This is a genomic window from Dermacoccus sp. GAS27A (genome assembly GCF_044909235.1).
Lineage (GTDB): Bacteria > Actinomycetota > Actinomycetes > Actinomycetales > Dermatophilaceae > Dermacoccus > Dermacoccus nishinomiyaensis.
The window spans coordinates 223,474-245,595 of record NZ_JBIYDW010000004.1; the positions used below are offsets into that span (position 1 = coordinate 223,474).

Genomic DNA, 22,122 nt, shown 5'->3' on the forward strand with positions numbered 1-22,122 from the left:
CAACGCGCGATCAACGCTGCCCGTCCTCATCGAGGGCGGGCAGCGTCGTGTGCGAGGCCGATCGCAGCCGCCGTCGCGGCCTGTGCGAGAGCGAGTTCGGCCTCGTCGAGCAGGGAGCGCAGCGTGCGCTCGCGCACTGCGACGCTACCCGCGTCGAGGCCGCCGCTCGTCGTCAGTGCCTCGTCGAGGGCGGCGACGACGAGGCCGGCCGTCGTGATGATGCGCCGCGCTCGCGGGTGCAGGCCCGGTGGCAACGCCCAGCGCGCGCCGTCGAGGCGTTCGTCGACGCGCTCGCGGGCCGAGGAGCCGAGGAACGGTGCGATCTGCAGGGATTCGAGCACCCCGACATGCGCCAGCAACGCCTCGCGGAAGCGCCGGTCGATGTCGGCCAGGGCGAGTGCCTCGAGGCGGTGGATCGGAACCGGGTCGCTGTCGTGCGGTTCGAGCGTGAGCTTGAGGCCCTCGTCACCAGCCGGCCCGTAATACTCCAGCCGCGGCACGAGAACCCCGCCGAGCGACGGCACGAACAGGCATTCTCCGGCTTCTATCGCAGCCTGCGTCGCGGGTCCGCCGGGCGGCAGCAAACCGCCGTGGACGCCCGGGCGGGGCAGGTCGACGCAGACGATGCGTTCGCCGAGGTCACGCCACAGTTCGAGGCGCGGCAGGCCACCCTCGACGGCGTCGACGTCGGGCAGCGCGGCGCCGATCGCCTCGCTGAGCGGGCGATCGGCGGCGATGGCGTGCGTGGCCCACAGGGCCAGGCGCACGGAGGCAGGTAGTTCGTACACGATCGCCCAGCCTAGTGGCGTCGGGTCAGTGCGCCAGAGCCGACGGAAGGTGCTTGCGCGAGAACATCAGGACGACGCCGAGGCTCAGCGCGGCGAGCACGACGCCACCGACGAACATCACGGGGTAGCTCAGCCAGTGGCTGACGACGGCGAGCCCGGCGGGCACGAAGAAGCCGAGGTAGGTGATCGAATAGTAGACAGCCGTCAGTCCCGCGAGGTCCTCGGGACCGGCGATGCGCTGCACCTCCTGCAGGCCGGAGACGAGCAGCATGCCGTAGGCGAGACCGAGGACGGCGGCCGCGACGAGCGCGAGCCACGGGCTGACGAGGCGCGCTGCAAGTGCGGCGATGCCGAGGCCGGGCAGCGTCATCGTCAGGGCGATGATGATGGCGCGCGCGGAGCTGACGTCGTCGAAGCGCTTGCCGACCTGCTGGATGAACAGCCCGCAGCCGAGCGCGACGAGGCACAGCAGGCCCGAGAAGGCGATGCCGAACGAGCCGGTGCGATCACCCATGACGGCGGGCAGCACGGCATAGGCGCATCCCGCGCAGCCGAACACCCACGGCGCCATCGGCAGGACGACGAACAGGAAGCGACGGTGGCCCGCAGCGGGCACGCGCAGGTCGTCGAGAAAGCGTCCCGGCATCTCTTGGTCAGCATGCGTCTCGGGGGCGCGCGTCAGGAGCACGAAGCTCGCCGCCGCGATGACGAGGTGGACGAGGTAGCACAGCTCCGCGGGAAGCGGCGCGAACTGGGCAAGCGCCGCGGCGGTGGCGGCGCCGAGCGCGAAGCCGGCCGTCAGGCTGATGGACGCGCGACGCGCGCCCGCGGCGGCGTCGGCCTCGGCGTCGAACGGGGGGCTCGACAGCTCTTTGATCCACGAGCCGCCGACGACCATCGCGAGCCCGAGCGCCAGGCCGGAGAAGATGCGGCCGACGAAGAGCACGGCCGGCGAGCCGGAGCCGACGGCGAGCAGCACCGACGCGATGATCGCGAGGATCGGCGCGGGCAGCATGAGCGGGCGACGGCCCCAGCGGTCCGAGGCCGGCCCGCCGAGCAGCAGCGCGGGCATGATGCCGAGGACGTACGCACCGAGCAGCAGGTCGACGGCGCCCGTCGAGAGCGCGTCGATGTCACGGTAGAGCCCGAGCAGCGGCGTGAACTGGTTGCCACCCCACGCGACGGTGAACATCGCCGCCCCGACCGGCAGCCAGGGGGCACGCGCGCCCCCGGCGCCGGCGTGCTCGGGGGTGTCGACGCTCGTCGTGACGCGTTCGTGGCTGGTGGTGCGGGTCGGGGTGTCGAGTGACACGCGGGGGCCTTTCGTCGGGTGTGGGTGAGTGGGGTGAACTCGGGCGGTCGGAAGGCTCAGGGGAGCAGTCCGTCGTAGGAGTGGTGCAGGTGCGCCGTCAGCTCCTGCTCGAAACCGGTCGCGTCGCCCGCGGCGACGAGGTCGACGAGGCGGGCGTGGGCGGTGAGGACGTCGCGGCATCGGCGGTCGTCCTTCCACAGGATGCGCGCGGCCATGCGGCGCTGACGTTCGCCGAGACGCTCGTAGAACTCGGTGAGGATGGCGTTGCCGCCGGCGGCGACGAGGTGGGTGTGGAAGACGCAGTCGGTCTCGGTGAAGTCGTCGTGGTCGCCGGTTTCGAGGCTCTGGCGCTGACGGCGCAGGATCTCGCCGAGATCGATGGCGACGTCGCGGTGCTCCTGCGCCTCGACGACGCTGCGCGCCGCACGCGACTCCACCGCGATGCGCGCCTCGACGACGTCACGCACCTCGCGCGGTTCGACTGCGCGCACGAGGGCGCCGCGCTTGGGGTACAGCGTCATCCACCCCTCGGCCTGCAGCCGGACGAACGCCTCGCGCACGGGGGTGCGGGAGACCTCGAGCAGTTCCGAGATCTCGCCCTCGCTGATGAGGGCGCCACCGGCGATCGAGCCGTCGAGGATGCGGCCCTTCACCTCGCGGTAGACCGCGTCGGCCGCGGAGATCTTCGGCTCGCTCATGCTCGCTCCTCGTTCGGGTGGTCGGTCTGCCGCCCACGGTGCTAGGCGTTCGACGCAACATAGATACAAGTTGTAGCTTACACCCGTGTCGGTTGGACGCCAGGCGCGTCCACGACGTCATCCGTGCCGTGTCGCGTGGCATTCGACCCCGTCGAGTCAGTAGGGTCACGGGTATGAGCGATGTGTTGTCCTTCTCCGGGATCGGTGTCACGCGCGGCGCGCAGAAGCTGCTCGACGACGTCTCGTGGGAGGTGGAGGAAGGCGAGCGCTGGGTCGTCGTCGGCCCCAACGGCGCCGGCAAGTCGACACTGCTCAACGTCGCCGCCGGTCGCATGCATCCCTCGACGGGCGTCGCCGGCATCCTCGGCGAAGTGCTCGGCGCCGTCGACGTGTTCGAGCTTCGCCCCCGCATCGGCCTCGCGACGGCGGCCCTCGCCGAGCGCATCCCCGCCGGTGAGAAGGTCTCCGACGTCGTCGTCACCGCGAGCTACGGCATGGTGGGACGCTGGCGTGAGAAGTACGACAGCTTCGACCACGAACGCGCACGCGAGCTGCTCGACGACCTCGGCGCCGCGCACCTCGCCGAGCGTCGCTTCGGCACGCTGAGCGAGGGGGAGCGCAAGCGCGTCCTCATCGCCCGCGCCCTCATGACCGACCCCGAGCTCATGCTGCTCGACGAGCCCGCTGCCGGGCTCGACCTCGGTGCCCGCGAAGACCTCGTGCAGCGCCTCACCGCGCTCGCCGAGGACGTCGACGCACCGGCGCTCGTGCTCGTCACCCACCACGTCGAGGAGATCCCGCCGGGCTTCACCGACATCCTCATGCTGCGCGAGGGCCGCGTCGTCGCCGCCGGCCCGATCGAGTCGACACTGACGGCCGAGAACCTCTCGGAGACGTTCGGTCTCGCGCTCGAGCTCGATCGTCACGGTGAGCGCTGGAGCGCCCGCGCCGCGCAGGCCTGATCGCCGGTGCCGATCCGCATCACCTCACCCGACGACGACCGCGTCGCCGACTACTTCCGCCTCACCGACGTCGCGCTGCGCAAGAAGCTCGAAACCGAGCGCGGCCTCTACATCGCCGAGAGCGAGAAGGTCATCCGCCGCGCCCTCGCGCGCGGCGACCGTCCCCGCAGCTTCCTCATGGGCCAGCGCTGGCTCGACGACCTCGCCGACATCGTCGCGGACGCCGAGGCCGCCGACGTCCCCGTGTACGTGGGGGAGGCCGACGTCATTGAGTCGATGACGGGTTTCCATCTGCACCGCGGGGCTCTCGCGTCGATGAACCGCCCCGCGCTGGCCTCGCCCGAAGAACTGCTGCGTGACGCGCGGCGCGTCGTCGTGCTCGAGGACATCGTCGATCACACGAACGTCGGTGCCATCTTCCGATCGGCCGCGGCGCTCGGCGTCGACGCCGTCCTCGTCACCCCGCGCTGCGCAGATCCGCTGTACCGCCGCTCGGTGCGCGTGTCGATGGGCACCGTGTTCCAGGTGCCGTGGACGCGCATCGACCCGTGGCCCGGCTCGGTGACGCGACTTCAGGAGGCCGGATGGACGGTCGCCGCGATGGCGCTGGCTGGCGATTCCGTAACGCTTGACGAACTCGCGGCGCGTGAGCCCGAACGCCTCGCGCTCGTCATGGGCACCGAGGGCGACGGCCTCGGAACGCGAACGGTCGCCGCGTGCGACGTCACCGTCCGCATCCCGATGACAGGCGGCGTCGACTCGCTCAACGTCGCGGCCGCCAGCGCCGTCGCGATGTACACGCTACGCATGTGACGGGGCGCGCCGAGGCCCCGACGTCGACGAGCATCCACTCGTGGTCATCGGGGCCTCGTGCTGTGTCGGCTGGCAGCCGCTGAGATCAGTGGCCGGGACGATCAGTGACCGTAGAGGCCCGTCGTGACGCCGCGTGCGACGGTCTGGAAGACGGCGTTGAAGCTGAGGACGGCGGGCGTGACCGAGTCGTCGATCGCGAGAGGGTCACCCTCGATCGCGTGGACCGCGAACATGTATCGGTGCTTGCCGTCACCTTCGGGCGGGCACGGCCCCATCCAGCCCTTGACGCCGCCATCACCGGCGACGTGGAAGGCGCCCTCGGGCAACGCGGCGTCACCCGATCCGGCGCCTTCGGCGAGTTCGGTGACGTCCGCCGGGATGCCTGCGATCGCCCAGTGCCAGAAGCCCGACGGGGTCGGCGCGTCCGGGTCGAAGCAGGTGACGACGTACGACGTCGTCGTCTCCGGCGCACCGCTCCACGACAGCTGCGGCGAGACGTTCTGCCCGTTCACGCCCCAGCCGTCGTAGACATACGTCTCGGTGAGGTCGCCGCCGTCGCTGAAGCTCGTGCTCGTGACGGTGAGGGCCGGGAACACCGGCAGGTGGTCGTAGGGGTTGGGCGCAGTGGTTCGTTCGATGCTCATGGTTCGACCCTACCGACCGCGCCCCAGGATTGAGCGGGTATGGGCCTGAGCCAGCTCAGCGCACGAGCCGGTCGACGAGACGTTCGAGGGTGGCGCCCGGGTCGTTGCTGACCCCGCCGTGCATCGGGCCCGGCTGGACGATCGTCGAACGCGGCGCGCTGATCCAGCCGAAGCGTTGCCCCAGCTTCGGCAGGTCAGGGCGCCCGGGGCACGGCTCGCCGCGCACGTCGGCGCACAGCGAGGCGAGCGACTGCTCGACGTCTGCGGCGGCGAGCGTCGGAGCGAAGGCGGCGAGGCGGGTCGCGTCGAGGTGGAAACGGGCGTCGAGGAAATCGGCCATCTGCGCGTAGAGCGCGACGCCGACGTTGAGGAACTCCTCGCGCTCGATCGACGGCACGAGACGCAGCACGACGTACTGGTAGCCGACGCTCATCGCATCTCACCCGCGAACGCCGGCGACCATGCTTGCGGGGCGGCGAGGCGCGCGAGCAGGTTCTCGACGTAGGCGGCGCGCACGTCGTCGGCGTGCGGCATCGACTCACTCGTCTCGAGCCATTCGTCGGGCACGAGCGTCAGGATCTCGCGCAACAGGCCAGGGGTGACGAGCGCAGCAAGACGCTCGTGTGCGGCCGCTGCGGCCGCGGGCGAGGGGTCGACCACCCCGGCCATGATGTGGGAGCCCAGATCGAAGCGCTGCGCCGCGAAACGCTCCGGGTGGGAGCCCTTCGACGGCCACGAGTAGTGGAAGTACAGCGCCGCACCGTGGTCGATGCACCACGTCTGCCCGTGCCAGCGCACGAGGTTCGGGTTGTGCGGGGTCCGGTCGATGTTCGCGGTGAACGCATCGAGCCACAGGATCGTGGCGGCCTCGTCGGCGGGCGGCGGGATGGAGCCGTCATAGGCGAAGGCGCCCGGCAGCAGGTCGACGCCGAGGTTGAGCCCGACGCTCGCCGTCAGCAGATCTTGCACCTCCTCGTCGGCCTCGTACTTCGCGATGGCCTCCGGCAGCTCGACGAGCTCGAGCTCGGGCACCCGCAGGCCGAGCGCACGGGCGAGTTCGCCGACGACGACCTCGGCGACGAGCACCTTGAGCCCCTGGCCGGCTCCGCGGAACTTGACGACCCACGTGCCGAGGTCGGAACCCTCGACGACGCCGGGCAGCGAGCCGCCCTCACGCAGGGGGACGACGAAGCGCGTCGCCTCGATCTGTTGCAGCACCGCGTCAGCCTAGCGGGATTAGGCTGGTGGACATGGAACTCGTCTACCCTCCCGTTCTCGCCATTGCGCGCAGCCTCTTCGCCGCGCAGGGGCTCAAGTTCACCCTCGTCGGCTCCGAGAACCTGCCGCGCACCGGTGGCGCCGTCGTCATGATGAACCACTTGTCGTACATGGACTTCACGTACGCGGGCTTCCCGGCGATCAAGCAGCGCCGCGTCATCCGATTCATGGCGAAGAAGGAGGTCTTCGACCACAAGATCTCGGGCCCGCTCATGCGCGGCATGAAGCACATCGCCGTCGAGCGCGGCAACGGCGCGCAGAGCTACCGCGACGCCGTCGCTGCCCTGAAGCGCGGCGAGCTCGTCGGCATCTTCCCGGAGGAGACGATCTCCCGCTCATTCGAGCTCAAGTCCTTCAAGACCGGCGGCGTGCGCATGGCGCAGGAGGCCGGGGTGCCGATCGTGCCGATGATCCTGTGGGGTTCGCAGCGTGTGTGGACGAAGGGCAAGCCGAAGCGTCTCGGGCGCACGAACACGCCGATCACCGTCGCCGTCGGTGAGCCGATGACGTACGACGAGACGCTCAGCCCCGAGGAGAACACGCAGCGCGTCAAGGACGCGATGCAGAAGCTGCTCGACGCGGCACGCGCGAATTACCCGACGCTGAGCGGCGCCGACCTCGAGTTCCTGCCCGCCTCCATGGGTGGCACCGCGCCGACGCTCGAGGAGGCCGAGGCCGACGACGCCCGCATCGCCGCCGAGCGGCGTCGCAAGCGTGCCGAGAAGGCTGCGGCTGCGTCCTCGTCGCAGGGCTGAATCCGCGTCGTTCTGGGGTTGTCGGTGTCTCGTGCCACAGTTCGTCCCATGAACGCTGAACAGGACACCGGCTTCGACGCCGTCGCCTCCTCCGTGCTGCACGCCCTGGCCGGGCCGGACGCCCGCCTGCGCGACGATCAGCGCGTCGCGGTCGAGGCGCTCGGTCGGCCGGGCGCGCGCGTCGTCGTCGTCCAGGCGACGGGGTGGGGCAAGTCGGCCGTCTACTGGGTGGCGACGGCGATCGCCCGCAGCCGCGGCGCGGGCCCGACGCTGGTCGTCTCGCCGCTGCTCAGCCTCATGCGCGACCAGGTGGCCGCGGCCGAGCGTGCGGGGTTGCGGGCCGCTGCGATCCATTCCGGCAACCTCGACGCCTGGGGCGCCATCGAGCAGGCCGTGACGGCCGGACAGCTCGACGTGCTGCTCGTCTCGCCCGAGCGGCTCGCGAACCCGACGTTCGGTGAACGCGTCATGCGTTCGCTCGCGGGTGATCTGGGGCTGCTCGTCATCGACGAAGCGCACGCCCTGTCCGACTGGGGGCACGACTTCCGCCCCGACTACCGCCGCGTCGCCGACGTCCTGACGACGCTCAACCCGGCGACACCCGTGCTCGCGACGACGGCGACGGCCAACGAGCGCGTCACCGAGGATCTGGCGCAGCAGCTGGGGGAGGCCTCCCTCGTGCTGCGGGGGCCTCTCGCCCGCTCGTCGCTGCACCTCGCGGTGCTGCCGGAGATGACGGCGTTGCAGCGCTACGCGTGGGTCGTCGACCATCTCGCGTCACTGCCGGGCAGTGGCATCGTCTACACCCTGACGGTCGCGGACGCCGAACGTCTCGCGGCGGCTGTGACGGCCGCGCACGGTGACGAGCTGCCTGTCGCTGCGTACACCGGTCAGCTCGAGGCCGCTCAGCGAGAACAGCTCGAGGACGATCTGCGCCACAACCGTGTCAAGGCGCTCATCGCGACGTCAGCGCTCGGGATGGGCTACGACAAGCCCGACCTCGGTTTCGTCGTCCACCTCGGCGCGCCGGCGTCACCGGTGTCGTACTACCAGCACATCGGGCGTGCGGGCCGTGCCATCGACTCGGCCGTCGTCGCGCTGCTGCCCGCCGCGGGCGACGAGAACATCTGGGAGTACTTCGCGACGGCGACGATCCCGAAGAAGGAGCAGGTCGCGACGCTCCTGACCGCACTGCAGGCCGCGGCCGAGCCGATGAGCGTCGTGGCCCTCGACGCGGAGACGGGCCTGCGACGCAACCGGGTCGAGCTGCTGCTCAAGCAACTCGCCGTCGACGGCGTCGTCGAGCGCACCCCCGACGGCTGGCGCGCCACCGGCGTCGAGTGGAGCTTCGACGAGGAGCACTACGCGGGCGTCATCGCGACGCGGGAGCGCGAGGCCGACATCATGCGCCGCTACATCGCCGGCGCCCAGTGCCTCATGAAGCTTCTGCGCACGGCCCTCGACGACCCCGAGGCCGCCGACTGCGGCCAGTGCTCGGTCTGCCTGGGCCACCTGCCCGAGCCGCTGACGACGGACATCGACCCCGCGACGCTCGAACGCATCGCGGCGGTGCTGCGCGCCGAGACCATCACCCTCGAACCGCGGAAGATGTGGCCCGGTGGCGCGTTCGGCACCCGCGGGCGCATCCCCGCGAACCTCGCCGCCGACCCCGGGCGGGTGCTCATCCACGCCGACGCAGCCGAGTGGGAGGACGAGCGGCGAGAGGATCGGCGCGCCCAGGGCACGCAGGAGGCGTCGCAGGCGCTGCAGGAATCCGCGGTGCGCGTGCTCGCGGCCTGGTCGAAGACGTGGCGCCAGCGCCCCTCATGCATCGTCGCGCTGCCGACGCGGGTCGGCTCGGGCGAGGTCAGCACCGCCCGGGTCGAGTCGCTGGCCGCGCACCTCGGCACCGCGGGCAAGCTGCCGCACACGACGTGGAACGTCGTGCCGCCCAACGTCGGCGATGCCTCGGGCGCCGAGGTGGCCGCCGCGTGGCGCGAGGCCCTCGCCGGGAGCGCTCCGCAGGTCGCGGGAGCGAGCGTCCTGCTCGTCGTCGACACCTCGTCGACGACGTGGGAGCCCACCGTCGCCGCGGCCGCGCTACGCGAGGCGGGCGCCGTCTGCGTCCTGCCGCTGCTCGTCCACCGAAGCGTCGGATGACCTCCTGCCCGGGGCCTAGAGTTGGAGTCATGCGCGCACTCACCGTCCTGCCCCTGAGCAAGGATTCCCTCGCCGTCACCGACATGCCCGACCCGACGCCCGGGCCCGGCGACCTGCTCGTCGAGGGCATCGCCCTCGGCGTGTGCGGCACCGACCACGAGATCGCCGACGGTGCCTACGGCTGGGCGCCCGAGGGCGCCGAGCGCCTCGTCCTCGGCCACGAGTCGCTCGGGCGCGTCCTGCAGGCTCCCGAGGGCTCCGACTTCGCCGAGGGCGACCTCGTCGTCGGCATCGTCCGCATGCCCGACACCGTGCCGTGCGTCGCGTGCGCCGCGGGGGAGTGGGACATGTGCCGCAACGGCGAGTACACCGAGCACGGCATCAAGCAGATCCACGGGTTCGGTTCGCAGCGCTGGAGCATCCCCGCCGACCACGCCGTCAAGCTCGACCCGTCGCTGGAGAAGGTCGGCGTGCTGCTCGAGCCGACGACCGTCGTGACGAAGGCCTGGGAGCAGGTCGAGCGCATCGGCGCCCGCGCGACGTTCGCGCCGAAGAAGGTGCTCGTCACCGGTGCCGGGCCGATCGGTCTGCTCGGCGCGCTCATCGGCGCCCAGAAGGGCCTCGACGTCTACGTCCTCGACCGGCCCACCGACGGTCTCAAGCCCGAGCTCGTGCGCGACCTCGGCGCCACCTACGTCACGGGCGACGTCGTGGAACAGATGCAGCAGATCGCCCCCGACGTCGTCATCGAGGCCACCGGCGCGGTGCCCGTCATCTCGGGCGTGCTCGCCAACAACGTGCCCTACGGCATCGTGTGCCTGACGGGCATCTCCGCGCCGAAGGAGCAAGAGGTCGACCTGGGCCACATCAACCGCGACCTCGTGCTCGACAACGGAGTCGTCGTCGGCTCGGTCAACGCGAACCTGCGTCACTACCAGGGCGCGGCCGAGGTGCTCGCGAAGGCCGACAACGCCTGGCTGGAGCGACTCATCACGCGACGCGTGCCGCTCGAAAAGTTCGCCGAGGCCTTCGAGCGCCGCGACGGCGACGTCAAGGTGGTCATCGACCTGGTGTGAGAGACGACGCCAGCATCGTCCACGTCGACCTCGACGCGTTCTTCGCCTCGGTCGAGCAGCGCGACAAGCCGAGCCTACGTGGACGCCCCGTCATCGTCGGTGGCACCGGCCTGCGCGGCGTCGTCTCGACGGCGTCGTACGAGGCGCGAGCGTTCGGCGCCCGCAGTGCGATGAGCACCGCCGAGGCACGGGCCATCTGCCCGGCCGGCACGGCGTTCCTCTCGCCACGGTTCGAGGCGTACCGCGCGTCGTCGCTCGCCGTCATGGCCGTGCTGCGCGAGCTGTCGCCGCTCGTCGAGCAGGTCTCGATCGATGAGGCGTACGTCGACCTGCGCGGCGCCGACCTCGAGGTCTCGAGCACCGCGCACGTGCGCGAGGTGCTCGAGACCCTGCGCCGTGACGTCGCCGACGCAACGGGCGGTTTGAGCGTCAGCGCGGGGGCGGCGTCGTCGAAGATGCTCGCGAAGATCGGCTCCGACCTGAACAAGCCGGCGGGCATCACCGTCGTCGAACCGGGCAGCGAGCTCGAGTTCCTCGCGCCGATGTCGGTGCGCGCGATCAGCGGCGTCGGCCCGGCGACTGCGGCGCGGCTGCGCACCTTCGGTGTCGAGACGGTCGAACAGCTGCGCGCGATGACGCACGTCGATCTCGTCAGCATCTTCGGTGAGCGTCACGGGCATTCCCTCCACGAACTGGCGCGCGCCCGCGACGATCGGAACCTCACCCTCACCCGCGAGGCGAAGAGCGTCTCGCACGAGGAGACGTTCGAACGCGACGTCCACGATCGCGCCGTGCTGCGCCGCGAGATCGAGCGCATCGCGCAGGCCGTCTCCGCTCGCTGCGAGAAGGCCGGAGTCTTCGGGCGCACCGTGCACCTCAAGGTGCGCCTTCCTGACTTCAGTTCGTTGACGCGCAGCTCGACATCACCGACCCCGAGCCGTGACGCCGACGTCATCGCCCGCACGGCTCAGCGCCTGCTCGACGGACTCGACCTCGCGCAGGGTGTGCGTCTCATCGGTGTGGGCGTCAGCGGTTTCGTCACGCACGCGCAGTCGGGGCTGTTCGAACTCGAGGCTCCCGTCGACACGCCGGCCTTTCCCGAGGCCGTCGGTGAGTCGTCGACAGCCGCCACCCCCAGCAGCGACGACGCCGACCGCGACGCCGACGAGGCGCCGTCAACCCTGCCTCAGGAGTTGACGACGCGTTTCAGCCCCGGCACGACGCCGTCGTGGCGTCCCGGCATGGACGTGCATCACGACGAGTTCGGCGCGGGTTGGGTGTGGGGTTCAGGGCGTGGCCGCGTCACCGTCCGGTTCGAGGGCCCGCTCACCCCGAAGGGTCCCGTGCGTACCTTCGCCGTGGACGATCCGGCGCTGACGCCCGGCGAACCGCCGGCCTGGGACGACGCCGCTGCCGCGTCACCGTGAGGTAATCGTTAGGTTCTCGGGTCGAACCGGACGAGCGTTCCACGTAGATTGCAGGTACGAAGTCGTCGAAGCGGGGAGCTGGACCGAGCATGAACAACAGTGCATGGCTGATGTGGCTGGGCGTCGCCCTCGCGATGGCCGCCGTCGAGGCTGTCACGGTCGACTTCGTGTTCATCATGCTCGCGCTCGGCGCGCTCGCGGGCGCGATAGCGTCGTACTTCGGTGCGGACTTCGTCATCAGTGCGCCGATCGCGGTCGCCGTCGCCGTCGGGTTGTTGTTCACGCTGCGCCCGATGCTGCGCCGCCGTCTGCGCCCGACGCGCGACAACACCGACATCGGGCCGCGTTCGGTCGTCGGTCAGACGGGGTTCGTCGTCGAGCCGGTCTCCGAGTCGCAGGGCCTCGTCAAGGTGCACGGCGACCTGTGGAGCGCGCGCACCGACGTGCGCATGACGCTCCCCCTCGGTTCGCCCGTCCACGTCATCGACCTGCAGGGCGCGACTCTGCTCGTCGACCCCACAACCACCGAGCGGCGCTGAGCGAGCACTCCCGCCAGCGTCCGCGCATCACGCCGGGTTCGCCCGGCCACAGGGAGGGAACATGTCCCCAGGACTCATCGTCGTCATCCTGCTGCTGGTGTTCGCGGTCGTCGTCGTCATGCGCACGATCCGCATCGTGCCGCAGCAGACGGCTCAGATCGTCGAGCGTCTCGGCTCGTACAACCGCACGCTGACGGACGGTCTGCACATCCTCGTGCCGTTCATCGACCGGGTGCGCGCGAACATCGATCTGCGTGAGCAGGTCGTCACGTTCCCGCCGCAGCCCGTCATCACGAGCGACAACCTCGTCGTCAGCATCGACACCGTCATCTACTACTCGGTGACGGATCCGAAGTCAGCCGTCTACGAGATCGAGAACTTCATCCAGGGTATCGAGCAGCTGACGGTGACGACGCTGCGCAACGTCATCGGTTCGCTCGACCTCGAGCAGACGCTCACCTCGCGTGACCAGATCAACGGGCAGCTGCGCGGCGTGCTCGACGAGGCGACGGGCCGCTGGGGCATCCGCGTCAATCGTGTGGAGCTCAAGGCGATCGACCCGCCGGCGTCGGTGCAGGATTCGATGGAGAAGCAGATGCGCGCCGAGCGTGACCGTCGCGCCGCCATCCTGAACGCCGAGGGTTTCAAGCAGAGCCAGATCCTCACGGCCGAGGGTGAGAAGCAGAGCCAGATCCTGCGCGCCGAGGGTGAGGCGCAGGCCGCCGTCCTCAAGGCCCAGGGTGAGGCGCGCGCCATCCAGCAGGTGTTCGACGCCATCCACCGCGGCAAGCCGACGCAGCGTCTGCTCGCCTACCAGTACCTGCAGACGCTGCCGCAGCTGGCGCAGGGCGATTCAAACAAGATGTGGGTCATCCCCTCGGAGGTCACCGACGCGCTGCGCGGCATCTCGAGCGCTCTCGGCGGCGACGCCGGGCGTCCGGGCGACAACGACGACGACGAATGGGTCGACCCCGGCACGAACGACGACAACGCGTTCGCCGACACGAAGCTCGAGGACCCTCAGGTCGCGCTCGCCAACGCGCGTGGCCAGGTCGACCAGGCCACGAACGAGGCGGAGGATTCGACGTCCCGCCCGCAGCGCCCTGCCGGCGCTGACGACGGTGTGCCCGCCCTCGGCGCATCGGCGATGCCGCAGGCGCCGCTCGGCGCGCAGGCGACGCCCGCCGGCGAGCCCGACGCCGGTCTGCAGCCCGAGCCGTTCGACGCTCCGCGCGAGGCCCGACAGCAGCCGCAGCGTCAGATCCGTCTGCCGCACCGGCCCGAGCAGGACGGCGAGCAGCCGACGGGCCACGCCTGAGCCGAGCCGATGTGCACTCCCAGCGAACGCCTGGTAATGTTCTTCCTCGTTGGAAGGGCGCGAAAGCGGCCGGAAAACACCACCTGTCCGGGTGGCGGAATGGCAGACGCGCTAGCTTGAGGTGCTAGTGTCCTTTATCGGACGTGGGGGTTCAAGTCCCCCCTCGGACACACTTCACGAGAAAGCCACGGTGAGATATCACCGGGGCTTTCTTGCGCGCTGCCCACGCAGGAATGAAAAGGTGGAGCCATGGCTTCTCAGACCTCCGCCGAATCCGACGTCCTGCGCATCTGCCGCGATCTGATCCGCATCGACACGAGCAACTACGGCCCGGGCACCGAGGGCCCCGGCGAACGCGAAGCGGCCGAGTACGTCGTGGGCCAGCTGCAGGAGGTCGGCCTCGAACCCGAACTGTTCGAGAGCGAGCCGGGGCGCGCGAACGTCGTCGTCCGCATCCCGGGGGCCGACCGCGAACGCGGTGCGCTCGTCGTCCACGGCCACCTCGACGTCGTGCCCGCCGACGCCGCCGACTGGTCGCACGACCCGTTCGCCGCCGACGTCGAGGACGGCTGCGTCTGGGGCCGCGGCGCCGTCGACATGAAGGACATGGACGCGATGATCCTCGCGACCGTCCGCGACTGCGCCCGCCGCGGCGTCACTCCGCCGCGCGACCTCGTCGTCGCGTTCTTCGCCGATGAGGAGGCCGGCGGCGTCAAGGGTTCGCACTGGGCCGTCGACCACCGTCCCGAACTGTTCGAGGGCGCCACCGAGGCGATCAGCGAGGTCGGCGGCTACTCCGTCACCGTGCCGAAGAAGGGCGGCGGCGACCAGCGCGCCTACCTGCTGCAGACGGGGGAGAAGGGCATCCGTTGGATCCGCCTCACCGCCCACGGCCGCGCCGGCCACGGCAGCGTCCCCAACGACGAGAACGCCATCGCGCGCCTCGCCGCGGCGATCGGCCGCATCGACGCCCATGTCTGGCCGCGCCAGTACGTCGCGAGCGTCCGCCAGCTGCTTGACGGTCTCGCCGACATCACGGGCACGACCTACACCGACGAGGACACGGACGCGCTGCTCGCGCACATCCCCGGCGCGCGCAACTTCGTCGAGGGGGCACTCGCGAACGTGTCGAACCCGACGATGCTCGACGCCGGCTACAAGCACAACGTCATCCCGCAGACGGCGTCGGTCAACGTCGACTGCCGCTTCCTGCCCGGGCACGAGGACGAGCTGATGGACGCCATCGGCGAACTCGCCGGCGAGCACGTGACGATCGAGACGCTGCATCGCGACATCGCGCTCGACGCGCCGTTCGAAGGCCACCTCGTAGAACGGATGAAGGACGCGCTGCGCACCGAGGACCCGGGCTGCGAGATCCTGCCCTACTGCCTGTCGGCGGGCACCGACAACAAGGCGCTCAAGCAGCTCGGCATCAACGGCTACGGCTTCACACCGTTGCGCCTGCCGTCCGATCTGCTCTTCGCGCCGATGTTCCACGGCATCGACGAACGTGTGCCCGTCGAAAGCCTCGAGTTCGGGCAGCGGGTGCTCGCGCGTCTGCTCACCGACTGCTGATCAGAGCCAGCCGCCGTTGTCCTGCGGGCGCATGCGGATGATGCGGCGCCGCAACCAGATGCGGCGGACCCCACCGAGGTAGATGCGGGTGCGGGCCAGCTCCCAGTGCCCGTACTCGGCCTCGTCGGTGAGGCTCTGGCGGATGTCGCTGCGGCTCGCGTCACGTGCGAACGTGAGCGTGCGGTATTCGTACTCGGCCATCTGCACATTCTTGCGCGATCGGGGTAGCGTTTTCCACATGAACGCCGACCCGCGCGCTGCCCTCGAAGCCCTCACACTCGCTTTCGAACGTCACCTCGAGGCGTGCTCAGCGCGTCGCGGTGACGACGACCCCGCCGTCATCGCGGCATCCGACGCCCTGGCCGACGCGTTCGAGACCTACGACGACGCGCTGCTCAACGCGTTCAACGAGATGACGCCGCTCGTCCTGCTCGACGACGACGATTTCGATGACGACGACTTCGACGACGACGATTTCGATGACGACTTCGACGACGAGGACGAAGAAGACGACGACCTCGACGACGCTGACGACGAGACGAGCGGCGACGACAAGCACCGCTCTGCGCGCGGTCGCAACTGAGGCGAACGCCCCATTGGGCCGAACGCTCGGCCACGGGGGCCGAGCGTTCTGACAACTGACGCCGCCCGCCGTCAGGCGCCGGCGACCTCGTCGAGCGCCACGACGATCTCGCGCGGCACGCTCAGCTCGCCGGCGCGCAGCGCGACACGCAGTTGAGCCGCGGTGCGAGACCCCGCGACGACGGCGTCGATGCCGGGCGCGTGCAAAGACCAGGCGAGGGCGAGTTCGGCGGGGTGGACGCCGAGGCCGTCGGCCGCCGTCGCGAGTGATTCGACGACGGCGCGCGTCGTCTCACGCGAGGCTCCGCTCGCCACGAGATCGCCGGAGGCGCGACGCGAATCGGCCGGCGTGCCGTGGCGGTACTTGCCCGTCAGCACGCCGCGCGCGAGCCCGGCGCCCGCGATGACGCCGTAGCCGCGCGCCGCGGCGGCCTCGACGACGTCCGTGGCGTCGGCGCGCAGCAGGTGATGTTCCACGGCGTGCGCGACGAGGTGGACACCGCGCGCCGCGAGCAGGTGACTGACGTCGACCGCGCGCCAGGCGGGCACGTCGCTCAGGCCGACGTCGCTCGCGCGGCCCGTCGTGACGGCCCACTCGAGTGCCGAGGCGACCTCGAGGCTCGGGGTGACGCCGTCGTCACCCTCGACGAGCCACAGGTCGACATGTTCCGTGCCGAGACGCTCCAGAGTCGCATCGAGCGCGGCCATGAGGCCGGCTCTGGACGTGTTCGGGCCCGGGGCGAAGGGGAGCGCTCCGTGACGGCCGTTGCGCGCGATGAGCTGGTACTCCTCACGCCGGCGGCCCTCGAGGGCCTCACGCAGCCGCACCTCGGCGGCGCCCGCGTCGACGTCGTTCGTCTCGAACGTGTGCCCGCCGGCAGCGAGGTAGGTGCTCGCCATCTCCTGCGCGCTCTCCGCCGTCACGCCGCGGGCCCACCCGGACACGCCGAGCACGAACGCGCTAACACGCGTCCCGCTGCCGTTGAGCACGCGCGTCGGCACCCGCGCCGCGTCACCGATGCGGCGAACCACCATCACAACCATCCAGACTTCTTGAACGCGCGCCACAGCAGCACGCCGATCGTCGCGAGCACGGCGATCATCAGGTAGTACCCGTAGTAGAACTCGTACCCGCCGTCGCGGCCGCCGAAGTGCACGGACGCCTCCAGCTCCGGCACCGAGTGGAAGTTCGTGCCGTAGATGCCGGCGAGCATCGTCGGCACCGTCGCGATGGCGACCCACGCCGAAATCTTGCGCATGTCGTTGTTCTGCTGCACGCCGACCTGCGACAGGTACGCCGACAGCACGTCCGACAGCAACCGATCGTAGGTCTCGATGTGCTCGCTGACGAGTTGCAGGTGATCGAGCACGTCACGGAAGAACGGCGCGAACCCCTCGTCGACGAACGACGACGCGACGAGGCGCCGCGTCGGCTCGATGAGCGGCTGCGCAGCCCACCGCGCCTCGAGCAGTTCGCGCTTCAGTTCGTAGATGTCGCTGACGTCCGTCGTCACGCTCGGCGTGAACACCTGATGCTCGATCGCGAGGACGTCGTCGCTCAGCTCCTCGTCGATGGCGAGGTACTTGTCGACGACCGCGTCCATGACCGAGTAGATGACCGCGACGGGGCCCTTCTCCAGCAGCCTCGGGTCGTGCTCCAACGCGGCGCGCACCGTCTCCAGCGGCGTCGGCTCACCGCGCCTGACGGTGACGACGAAGCGGTCGCCGACGAACACCATGAGTTCGCCGGTCTCGACGTCGGACGTCGCCTCGATGTAGCGCAACGTGCGCATGACGAGGAACGCCATGCCGTCGTAGACCTCGAACTTGGGGCGTTGCCCACCGGCGAGAGCGTCCTCGACCGCGAGGGGGTGCAGGCCGAACTCCGTGGCGATGATGGAGAACTCGTCGGCCGTCGGATCCTTCAACCCGACCCACAGGAAGCCGTCGTCGTGCTCGCGCAGATCGGCGAGCTCGGCGCGCAGGTCGCCGCAGTCGATGCGCTTGCCGCCGCGATAGACGGCCTGGTCGATGATCACCGTCGTATTCTGCGCTACCGCGCTACCCGCGCCGTGGCGCGACACGGGTCACGGACGGCCGGGCCGGTAACCTGGTGTCGTGGCCACCATCATCCTGCTGCGGCACGGGCGCACGAGCGCCAACGCCTCCGGCGTCCTCGCCGGTTGGAGCCCCGACGTCCATCTCGACGAGCTGGGGCGCACCCAGGCCGACGCCGCCGCCGCGGCGATCACCGCCTGCTGCACGCCTGAGCGCATCGTCGCCTCGCCGCTCGTGCGCTGCCAGGAGACTGCGGACGCCCTGCGCGCGGCGAGCGGCGTCGCCGTCGAGACCGACGACGCCGTCGGCGAGTGCCGCTACGGCGCCTGGACGGGGCGCAAGCTCAGCGACCTCGCCGGCGAGGAGCTGTGGAAGCAGGTGCAGGAACACCCGTCGCAGGTGACGTTCCCGCCGAGCCCGCAGTTCGAGCACGAGTCGATGCTCGCCATGCAGCGACGCGCCGTCGACGCCGTGCGCGCCCTCGCGCGCGAGCTGGACGAACGCAGCAGCGACGAGCAGGGCGGCTCGGGCGTCGGCGTCGTCGTCAGCCACGGGGACGTCATCAAGTCGATGCTGTCGGACGCGCTCGGTCAGCACCTCGACGACTTCCAGCGCATCGTCCTCGCGCCCGCGTCGATGAGCGTCATCCGCTTCGTCGGCGATCGCCCCTTCGTCCTCGCGATGAACGTGACCTCCGGTGGCCTCGGCGAGGCCGTCGGTCTGGCGCGCTCGACGAGCGCCGAATCCACCGTCGGTGGCGCCACCGGCGCGACGCAGTAGGCTCACGGACATGTCTGTAGTCGAGTTCAACCAGCCCGCGCGCTTCGTGGCGGGCACCGTCGGTGAGCCGGGCTCTCGCGAGTTCTACCTGCAGGTGCGTGACGCGCGCCGCGTCGAGGGCGTCGCCATCGAGAAGCAGCAGGTGGCCCTGCTCGCGGAGCGCCTCGAAGAGCTGCTCGACGAGGTCGGCGCCGACCGCGACGAGCCGGCCGCCGCACCCGACAACGACCCGCTCGAACTGCCCGTCGACCCGCTGTTCCGCGTCGGCAGCATGAGCGTCAGCTGGAATCCGATGCAGCGCGTCTTCGCGCTCGAGTGCCACGACCTCGACGCCGAGGTGGACGAGGACGATGAGGGCGCCGCGATCACCGCCATCACGGGCCTGCGCGTCGTGCTCGACCCGCCCGCCGCGCGCGAGTTCACGCGTCGTTCGCTCGCGCTCGTCGCGCAGGGCCGCCGTCCCTGCCCACTGTGCAACGAACCGCTCGACCCCCGCGGCCACGTCTGCCCCCGCGCGAACGGGTACCGACGCCGGTGAGCGAGACGCGCGACGTCACCTCCCGGCCGCTCGAGCTCGGCGCGCCCGGACTGAGCGAGCTCGAGTGGCGGATCGAGGGTCGCCTCGTCGACGCCTCCAACGTCGTCGTGCGGTTGATGACGGCGACGGGGGAGCGCGCCGTGTTCAAACCCGTGCGTGGTGAACAACCGTTGCGCGACTTCCGATCGGGGACGCTCGCGCACCGCGAGGTCGCGACCTACCTCGCCGCCGCCGCGGCCGGCCTGCGTTGCGTGCCGGAGACGACGTGGCACGTCGACCCGCAGCTCGGCGAGGGATCCCTGCAGCGTTGGGTCGGCCCGCTCGAACCTGCCGAGCAGCACCAGGTGGCGTTGCTCGACGAGGACGAGCTGACTGACGACGTGCACGCGATCGCCGCGTTCGACACCGACGAGGGCCCCCTCGTGCTCGCCCACCACGACGGTGACCCACTACGCGACGTCGCGCTGCTCGACGTGCTGACGAACAACGCCGACCGCAAGGGTTCTCACCTCGTCGAGGACACAGCGGGCGGGGGAGACATGCAGCTCTACGCCATCGATCATGGCCTGACGTTCCACGTCGACGACAAGCTGCGCACCGTCCTGTGGGGCTTCGCCGGTGAACCGTTGAGTGCGGCGCACGACGCGTCCCTCGCGGCGCTCCTGGCCGCGCGAGACGGGCTCGGCGCGCAGCTCAGCGCACAGCTCGACGATGACGAGGTCGAGGCGTTCTTCGAGCGCGTGGCGGCGCTGCGCACCGCCGGCGTGTTTCCAGAGCCGCCGCTCGATCGCTACCCGCTGCCGTGGCCGCCGCTGTGAGAGCCCACGAGGGCCTCGCCGTGACGCGTCCGCCGGGGAGGCGTCGGTCGTACCCGTTAGGCTGAGGCGGTGAAATCCTGGTCTCGCCCTGCGCTCAACCCCGTCGCCTCCCCGGCTGGAGCCGACATCGACGTCCGCCTCTTCGACACGGCAGCCGGAGAGATCGTCCCGATCGACCTCGGCGAGCAGGCCGGGCTGTATGTCTGCGGCATCACGCCGTACGACGCGACGCACCTCGGCCACGCGGCCACCTACGTCTCCTTCGACATCGCCCAGCGCGTCATGATCGACGCGGGCGCGCAGGTCACCTACGTGCAGAACGTCACCGACGTCGACGACCCACTGCTCGAGCGGGCCGCCCGCGACGGCGTCGACTGGCGTGAGCTCGCGACGAGCGAGATCGAACTGTTCCACGGCGACATGGAGGCCCTCGGCGTCATCCCGCCGCAGCACTACGTCGGCGTCGTCGAGTCGATGACCTTGCATTCGACCAACGTCGCCCGGCTGCTCGAGCGCGGTCTCGCCTACACCGTCGACGTACCCGCCGCCGAGAACTCCGCTGCCGGCGCGAAGGACGTCTACCTCGACCTCGCGCAGCAGCCGACGTTCGGTTCGGTCTCACACTGGGACCGTGAGCAGATGATGGCCGTGTTCGCCGACCGCGGCGGCGACCCCGAGCGTGAGGGCAAGCGCGACGTCTTCGACCCGCTGCTGTGGCGCGCCGAGCGTGGGGGAGAGCCGGCGTGGGACGGCGGCCCCGGCGTCGGACGCGGCCGGCCTGGCTGGCACATCGAGTGCACGTCGATCGCGCTCGAGCACCTCGGCAATGGTTTCACGCTGCAGGGCGGCGGCACCGATCTCATCTTCCCGCACCACGAGATGAGCGCCGTGCAGGCCAACGCGCTGACGGGGCAGCCGCCGTTCGCGCACCACTACGCCCACCAGGGCATGGTCGGCTACGACGGCGAGAAGATGAGCAAGAGCAAGGGCAACCTCGTCAAGGTGTCCGTGCTGCGCCGCGAGGGCGTCGACCCGATGGCGATCCGGCTCGTCCTGCTCGATAAGCACTACCGCACCGACTGGGAGTACACCGACGCGCTGCTCGACGCCGCGAAGGAGCGCCTCGCGACGTGGCGACGCGCCATCGAGGCGGATGGCGTCGACGCGACGCCCACGATCGAAGCGGTCCGCCGCGCCCTGCGCAGCGACCTCGACACGCCCGCCGCGCTCGCCGCGATCGACGCCTGGTGTGCAGCCGAGGGCGAAGAAGCCGTCGGCTCCGCGCAGCAGATCCGCGACGTCGTCGACGCTCTGCTCGGGGTCAAGCTGTGACCACGACGATCAGCACGGCCAGCGCCGCGACGATGTTCGTCCTGCTCGAAGGCCCGAGCGACGTCGCAGCCGTCGCGGCCCTCATGGAGCGTGACGGGCTCGCGAGCCCGAACGTCGAACTCGTCAACCTGCAGGGCGCGACGAACGTCGGCCGTGTCCTCGGCGAGATCCGGCAGATCCGATCCGACGCCGACGTCGTCGGGCTCTGCGACGCCGCCGACACCCGCGCGGCCGAGAAGGCGCTCGCCGACGACGGGCTGCCCGTGCTCGACGCGAGCGACCTGCCCGTCTATGGCTTCTTCGTCTGCGAACCCGACCTCGAGGGGGAACTGATCCGCGCGCTCGGCGCCGAGCGCGCGAAGGCCGCCATCGTGGGCGCGGGTCTCGGCAGCAAGTTCGATGCGCTGCGCACGCAGGCCGCGTGGGCCGACGAACCGCTCGCGGATCAGCTGCGCCGGTTCGCGCGCGCCGCGTCCGGTCGCAAGGAGAACGCGGCCGCTGTGCTCGCCGCGGCGATCGGCGCCGACGAGGTGCCCGAGCCGCTCGCCATGCTGCTCGACCGGATCCGGTACGCCTGAGCGCAGCTGCCTCTTGGCGCCCTTCGAGCGCGGTCATGACGTGGACGCACCGAAAGCCCAGCGCGGCGTTGAGCGCGAGGATGGTGGTGTT

The 22,122-nt window shown here is 70.6% G+C and carries 24 protein-coding genes and 1 tRNA gene; 16 read left to right on the plus strand and 9 right to left on the minus strand.

Going from position 1 to position 22,122, the window contains the following annotated elements; genetic code table 11:
• Nucleotides 1–26: 26 nt before the first annotated feature.
• The 3 genes from ABH936_RS06105 to ABH936_RS06115 are packed head-to-tail and all read right to left on the minus strand — an operon-like array spanning nt 27 to nt 2,798.
• Entirely contained in the window at nt 27–788 is a 762-nt protein-coding gene (locus ABH936_RS06105) for a hypothetical protein (protein ID WP_259877798.1), read from the minus strand.
• Between the two features lie 25 nt (nt 789–813).
• Entirely contained in the window at nt 814–2,100 is a 1,287-nt protein-coding gene (locus ABH936_RS06110) for an MFS transporter (protein WP_404602840.1), read from the minus strand.
• A gap of 56 nt (nt 2,101–2,156) precedes the next feature.
• Nucleotides 2,157–2,798, minus strand: coding sequence for a GntR family transcriptional regulator (locus tag ABH936_RS06115; RefSeq protein ID WP_241724510.1), 642 nt, complete (start codon nt 2,796–2,798; stop codon nt 2,157–2,159).
• A gap of 173 nt (nt 2,799–2,971) precedes the next feature.
• On the opposite strand from ABH936_RS06115, the gene ABH936_RS06120 reads away from it, so the two are divergent.
• Both ABH936_RS06120 and ABH936_RS06125 read left to right on the plus strand, forming a co-directional pair.
• Nucleotides 2,972–3,760, plus strand: a complete 789-nt coding sequence (locus tag ABH936_RS06120; RefSeq protein ID WP_074039322.1) for an ABC transporter ATP-binding protein — start codon at nt 2,972–2,974, stop codon at nt 3,758–3,760.
• 6 nt (nt 3,761–3,766) lie between these two features.
• A complete protein-coding gene (locus ABH936_RS06125; protein ID WP_404602841.1) occupies nt 3,767–4,573 on the plus strand; it encodes a TrmH family RNA methyltransferase in 807 nt (268 codons plus the stop codon).
• Between the two features lie 101 nt (nt 4,574–4,674).
• Here the strand turns inward: ABH936_RS06125 and ABH936_RS06130 are convergent, their stop codons facing one another.
• Genes ABH936_RS06130 through ABH936_RS06140 form a run of 3 tightly spaced genes read right to left on the minus strand, consistent with a single transcriptional unit; the run spans nt 4,675 to nt 6,435 of the window.
• Complete coding sequence (locus ABH936_RS06130) at nt 4,675–5,217, minus strand: YbhB/YbcL family Raf kinase inhibitor-like protein (protein ID WP_136788376.1); 543 nt, start codon at nt 5,215–5,217, stop codon at nt 4,675–4,677.
• 55 nt (nt 5,218–5,272) lie between these two features.
• On the minus strand, nt 5,273–5,650 hold the full coding sequence (locus ABH936_RS06135; protein ID WP_074045314.1) for a DUF3037 domain-containing protein: 378 nt from the start codon (nt 5,648–5,650) through the stop codon (nt 5,273–5,275).
• The gene (locus tag ABH936_RS06140; RefSeq protein ID WP_006945433.1) at nt 5,647–6,435 is read right to left on the minus strand and encodes a HipA family kinase; all 789 of its coding nucleotides are present in this window, start codon (nt 6,433–6,435) and stop codon (nt 5,647–5,649) included. Before ABH936_RS06140 ends, ABH936_RS06135 begins: the two co-directional genes overlap by 4 nt.
• 32 nt (nt 6,436–6,467) lie before the next feature.
• Between ABH936_RS06140 and ABH936_RS06145 the strand changes: the two genes are divergently transcribed.
• From ABH936_RS06145 to ABH936_RS06180, 8 genes are all read left to right on the plus strand, one after another.
• Nucleotides 6,468–7,250 (plus strand): 1-acyl-sn-glycerol-3-phosphate acyltransferase, encoded by a 783-nt coding sequence (locus ABH936_RS06145; protein ID WP_115296223.1) that lies wholly within the window; start codon nt 6,468–6,470, stop codon nt 7,248–7,250.
• Between the two features lie 48 nt (nt 7,251–7,298).
• Entirely contained in the window at nt 7,299–9,410 is a 2,112-nt protein-coding gene (locus ABH936_RS06150) for a RecQ family ATP-dependent DNA helicase (RefSeq protein ID WP_404602842.1), read from the plus strand.
• A gap of 29 nt (nt 9,411–9,439) precedes the next feature.
• Nucleotides 9,440–10,486, plus strand: a complete 1,047-nt coding sequence (locus ABH936_RS06155; RefSeq protein WP_006945434.1) for a glucose 1-dehydrogenase — start codon at nt 9,440–9,442, stop codon at nt 10,484–10,486.
• The gene (locus ABH936_RS06160) at nt 10,483–11,913 is read left to right on the plus strand and encodes a DNA polymerase IV (protein WP_404602843.1); all 1,431 of its coding nucleotides are present in this window, start codon (nt 10,483–10,485) and stop codon (nt 11,911–11,913) included. The genes ABH936_RS06155 and ABH936_RS06160 overlap by 4 nt, the downstream gene beginning before the upstream one ends.
• 89 nt (nt 11,914–12,002) lie before the next feature.
• Entirely contained in the window at nt 12,003–12,452 is a 450-nt protein-coding gene (locus tag ABH936_RS06165; protein ID WP_038568195.1) for an NfeD family protein, read from the plus strand.
• Nucleotides 12,453–12,513: 61 nt separating this feature from the next.
• Nucleotides 12,514–13,770 carry an SPFH domain-containing protein gene (locus ABH936_RS06170; RefSeq protein WP_038568192.1) on the plus strand — a complete coding sequence of 419 codons (1,257 nt, stop codon included), beginning with the start codon at nt 12,514–12,516 and terminating at the stop codon, nt 13,768–13,770.
• 85 nt (nt 13,771–13,855) lie between these two features.
• Nucleotides 13,856–13,940: transfer RNA gene (locus ABH936_RS06175), tRNA-Leu, on the plus strand.
• 79 nt (nt 13,941–14,019) lie between these two features.
• Complete coding sequence (locus ABH936_RS06180; protein WP_404602844.1) at nt 14,020–15,345, plus strand: M20/M25/M40 family metallo-hydrolase; 1,326 nt, start codon at nt 14,020–14,022, stop codon at nt 15,343–15,345.
• Here the strand turns inward: ABH936_RS06180 and ABH936_RS06185 are convergent, their stop codons facing one another.
• On the minus strand, nt 15,346–15,546 hold the full coding sequence (locus ABH936_RS06185; protein ID WP_038568187.1) for a DUF5703 family protein: 201 nt from the start codon (nt 15,544–15,546) through the stop codon (nt 15,346–15,348).
• A gap of 37 nt (nt 15,547–15,583) precedes the next feature.
• Between ABH936_RS06185 and ABH936_RS06190 the strand changes: the two genes are divergently transcribed.
• The gene (locus ABH936_RS06190; protein ID WP_404602845.1) at nt 15,584–15,928 is read left to right on the plus strand and encodes a primosomal protein; all 345 of its coding nucleotides are present in this window, start codon (nt 15,584–15,586) and stop codon (nt 15,926–15,928) included.
• Nucleotides 15,929–15,999: 71 nt separating this feature from the next.
• Here the strand turns inward: ABH936_RS06190 and ABH936_RS06195 are convergent, their stop codons facing one another.
• Nucleotides 16,000–16,959 carry an aldo/keto reductase gene (locus ABH936_RS06195; protein WP_404602846.1) on the minus strand — a complete coding sequence of 320 codons (960 nt, stop codon included), beginning with the start codon at nt 16,957–16,959 and terminating at the stop codon, nt 16,000–16,002.
• A gap of 2 nt (nt 16,960–16,961) precedes the next feature.
• Nucleotides 16,962–17,966: a magnesium and cobalt transport protein CorA gene (locus ABH936_RS06200; RefSeq protein WP_404602847.1), complete on the minus strand. Its 1,005-nt coding sequence runs from the start codon at nt 17,964–17,966 to the stop codon at nt 16,962–16,964.
• Nucleotides 17,967–18,045: 79 nt separating this feature from the next.
• Here ABH936_RS06200 and ABH936_RS06205 point away from each other — a divergent pair, with 79 nt between their 5' ends.
• The 5 genes from ABH936_RS06205 to ABH936_RS06225 all read left to right on the plus strand — a co-directional run bounded on the left by ABH936_RS06205 (nt 18,046) and on the right by ABH936_RS06225 (nt 22,031).
• Complete coding sequence (locus tag ABH936_RS06205) at nt 18,046–18,765, plus strand: MSMEG_4193 family putative phosphomutase (protein WP_404602848.1); 720 nt, start codon at nt 18,046–18,048, stop codon at nt 18,763–18,765.
• Nucleotides 18,766–18,775: 10 nt separating this feature from the next.
• Nucleotides 18,776–19,303 (plus strand): DUF3090 family protein, encoded by a 528-nt coding sequence (locus ABH936_RS06210; RefSeq protein WP_404602849.1) that lies wholly within the window; start codon nt 18,776–18,778, stop codon nt 19,301–19,303.
• Nucleotides 19,300–20,121, plus strand: a complete 822-nt coding sequence (locus ABH936_RS06215; RefSeq protein ID WP_404602850.1) for an SCO1664 family protein — start codon at nt 19,300–19,302, stop codon at nt 20,119–20,121. The genes ABH936_RS06210 and ABH936_RS06215 overlap by 4 nt, the downstream gene beginning before the upstream one ends.
• Before the next feature lie 69 nt (nt 20,122–20,190).
• Nucleotides 20,191–21,453: a cysteine--1-D-myo-inosityl 2-amino-2-deoxy-alpha-D-glucopyranoside ligase gene (gene mshC, locus ABH936_RS06220; RefSeq protein ID WP_404602851.1), complete on the plus strand. Its 1,263-nt coding sequence runs from the start codon at nt 20,191–20,193 to the stop codon at nt 21,451–21,453.
• Nucleotides 21,450–22,031 carry a hypothetical protein gene (locus ABH936_RS06225; protein WP_404602852.1) on the plus strand — a complete coding sequence of 194 codons (582 nt, stop codon included), beginning with the start codon at nt 21,450–21,452 and terminating at the stop codon, nt 22,029–22,031. Before mshC ends, ABH936_RS06225 begins: the two co-directional genes overlap by 4 nt.
• Nucleotides 22,032–22,122 lie beyond the last annotated feature (91 nt).

Bases quoted from the DNA above. Each gene is read 5' to 3' on its own strand.
- ABH936_RS06170 (WP_038568192.1), top strand. From the start codon at position 12,514: ATGTCCCCAGGACTCATCGTCGTCATCCTGCTGCTGGTGTTCGCGGTC.
- ABH936_RS06210 (WP_404602849.1), top strand. From the start codon at position 18,776: ATGTCTGTAGTCGAGTTCAACCAGCCCGCGCGCTTCGTGGCGGGCACC.
- ABH936_RS06135 (WP_074045314.1), bottom strand. From the start codon at position 5,650: ATGAGCGTCGGCTACCAGTACGTCGTGCTGCGTCTCGTGCCGTCGATC.
- ABH936_RS06150 (WP_404602842.1), top strand. From the start codon at position 7,299: ATGAACGCTGAACAGGACACCGGCTTCGACGCCGTCGCCTCCTCCGTG.
- ABH936_RS06190 (WP_404602845.1), top strand. From the start codon at position 15,584: ATGAACGCCGACCCGCGCGCTGCCCTCGAAGCCCTCACACTCGCTTTC.
- ABH936_RS06165 (WP_038568195.1), top strand. From the start codon at position 12,003: ATGAACAACAGTGCATGGCTGATGTGGCTGGGCGTCGCCCTCGCGATG.
- ABH936_RS06130 (WP_136788376.1), bottom strand. From the start codon at position 5,217: ATGAGCATCGAACGAACCACTGCGCCCAACCCCTACGACCACCTGCCG.
- ABH936_RS06145 (WP_115296223.1), top strand. From the start codon at position 6,468: ATGGAACTCGTCTACCCTCCCGTTCTCGCCATTGCGCGCAGCCTCTTC.
- ABH936_RS06120 (WP_074039322.1), top strand. From the start codon at position 2,972: ATGAGCGATGTGTTGTCCTTCTCCGGGATCGGTGTCACGCGCGGCGCG.
- ABH936_RS06180 (WP_404602844.1), top strand. From the start codon at position 14,020: ATGGCTTCTCAGACCTCCGCCGAATCCGACGTCCTGCGCATCTGCCGC.
- ABH936_RS06155 (WP_006945434.1), top strand. From the start codon at position 9,440: ATGCGCGCACTCACCGTCCTGCCCCTGAGCAAGGATTCCCTCGCCGTC.
- ABH936_RS06185 (WP_038568187.1), bottom strand. From the start codon at position 15,546: ATGGCCGAGTACGAATACCGCACGCTCACGTTCGCACGTGACGCGAGC.
- ABH936_RS06115 (WP_241724510.1), bottom strand. From the start codon at position 2,798: ATGAGCGAGCCGAAGATCTCCGCGGCCGACGCGGTCTACCGCGAGGTG.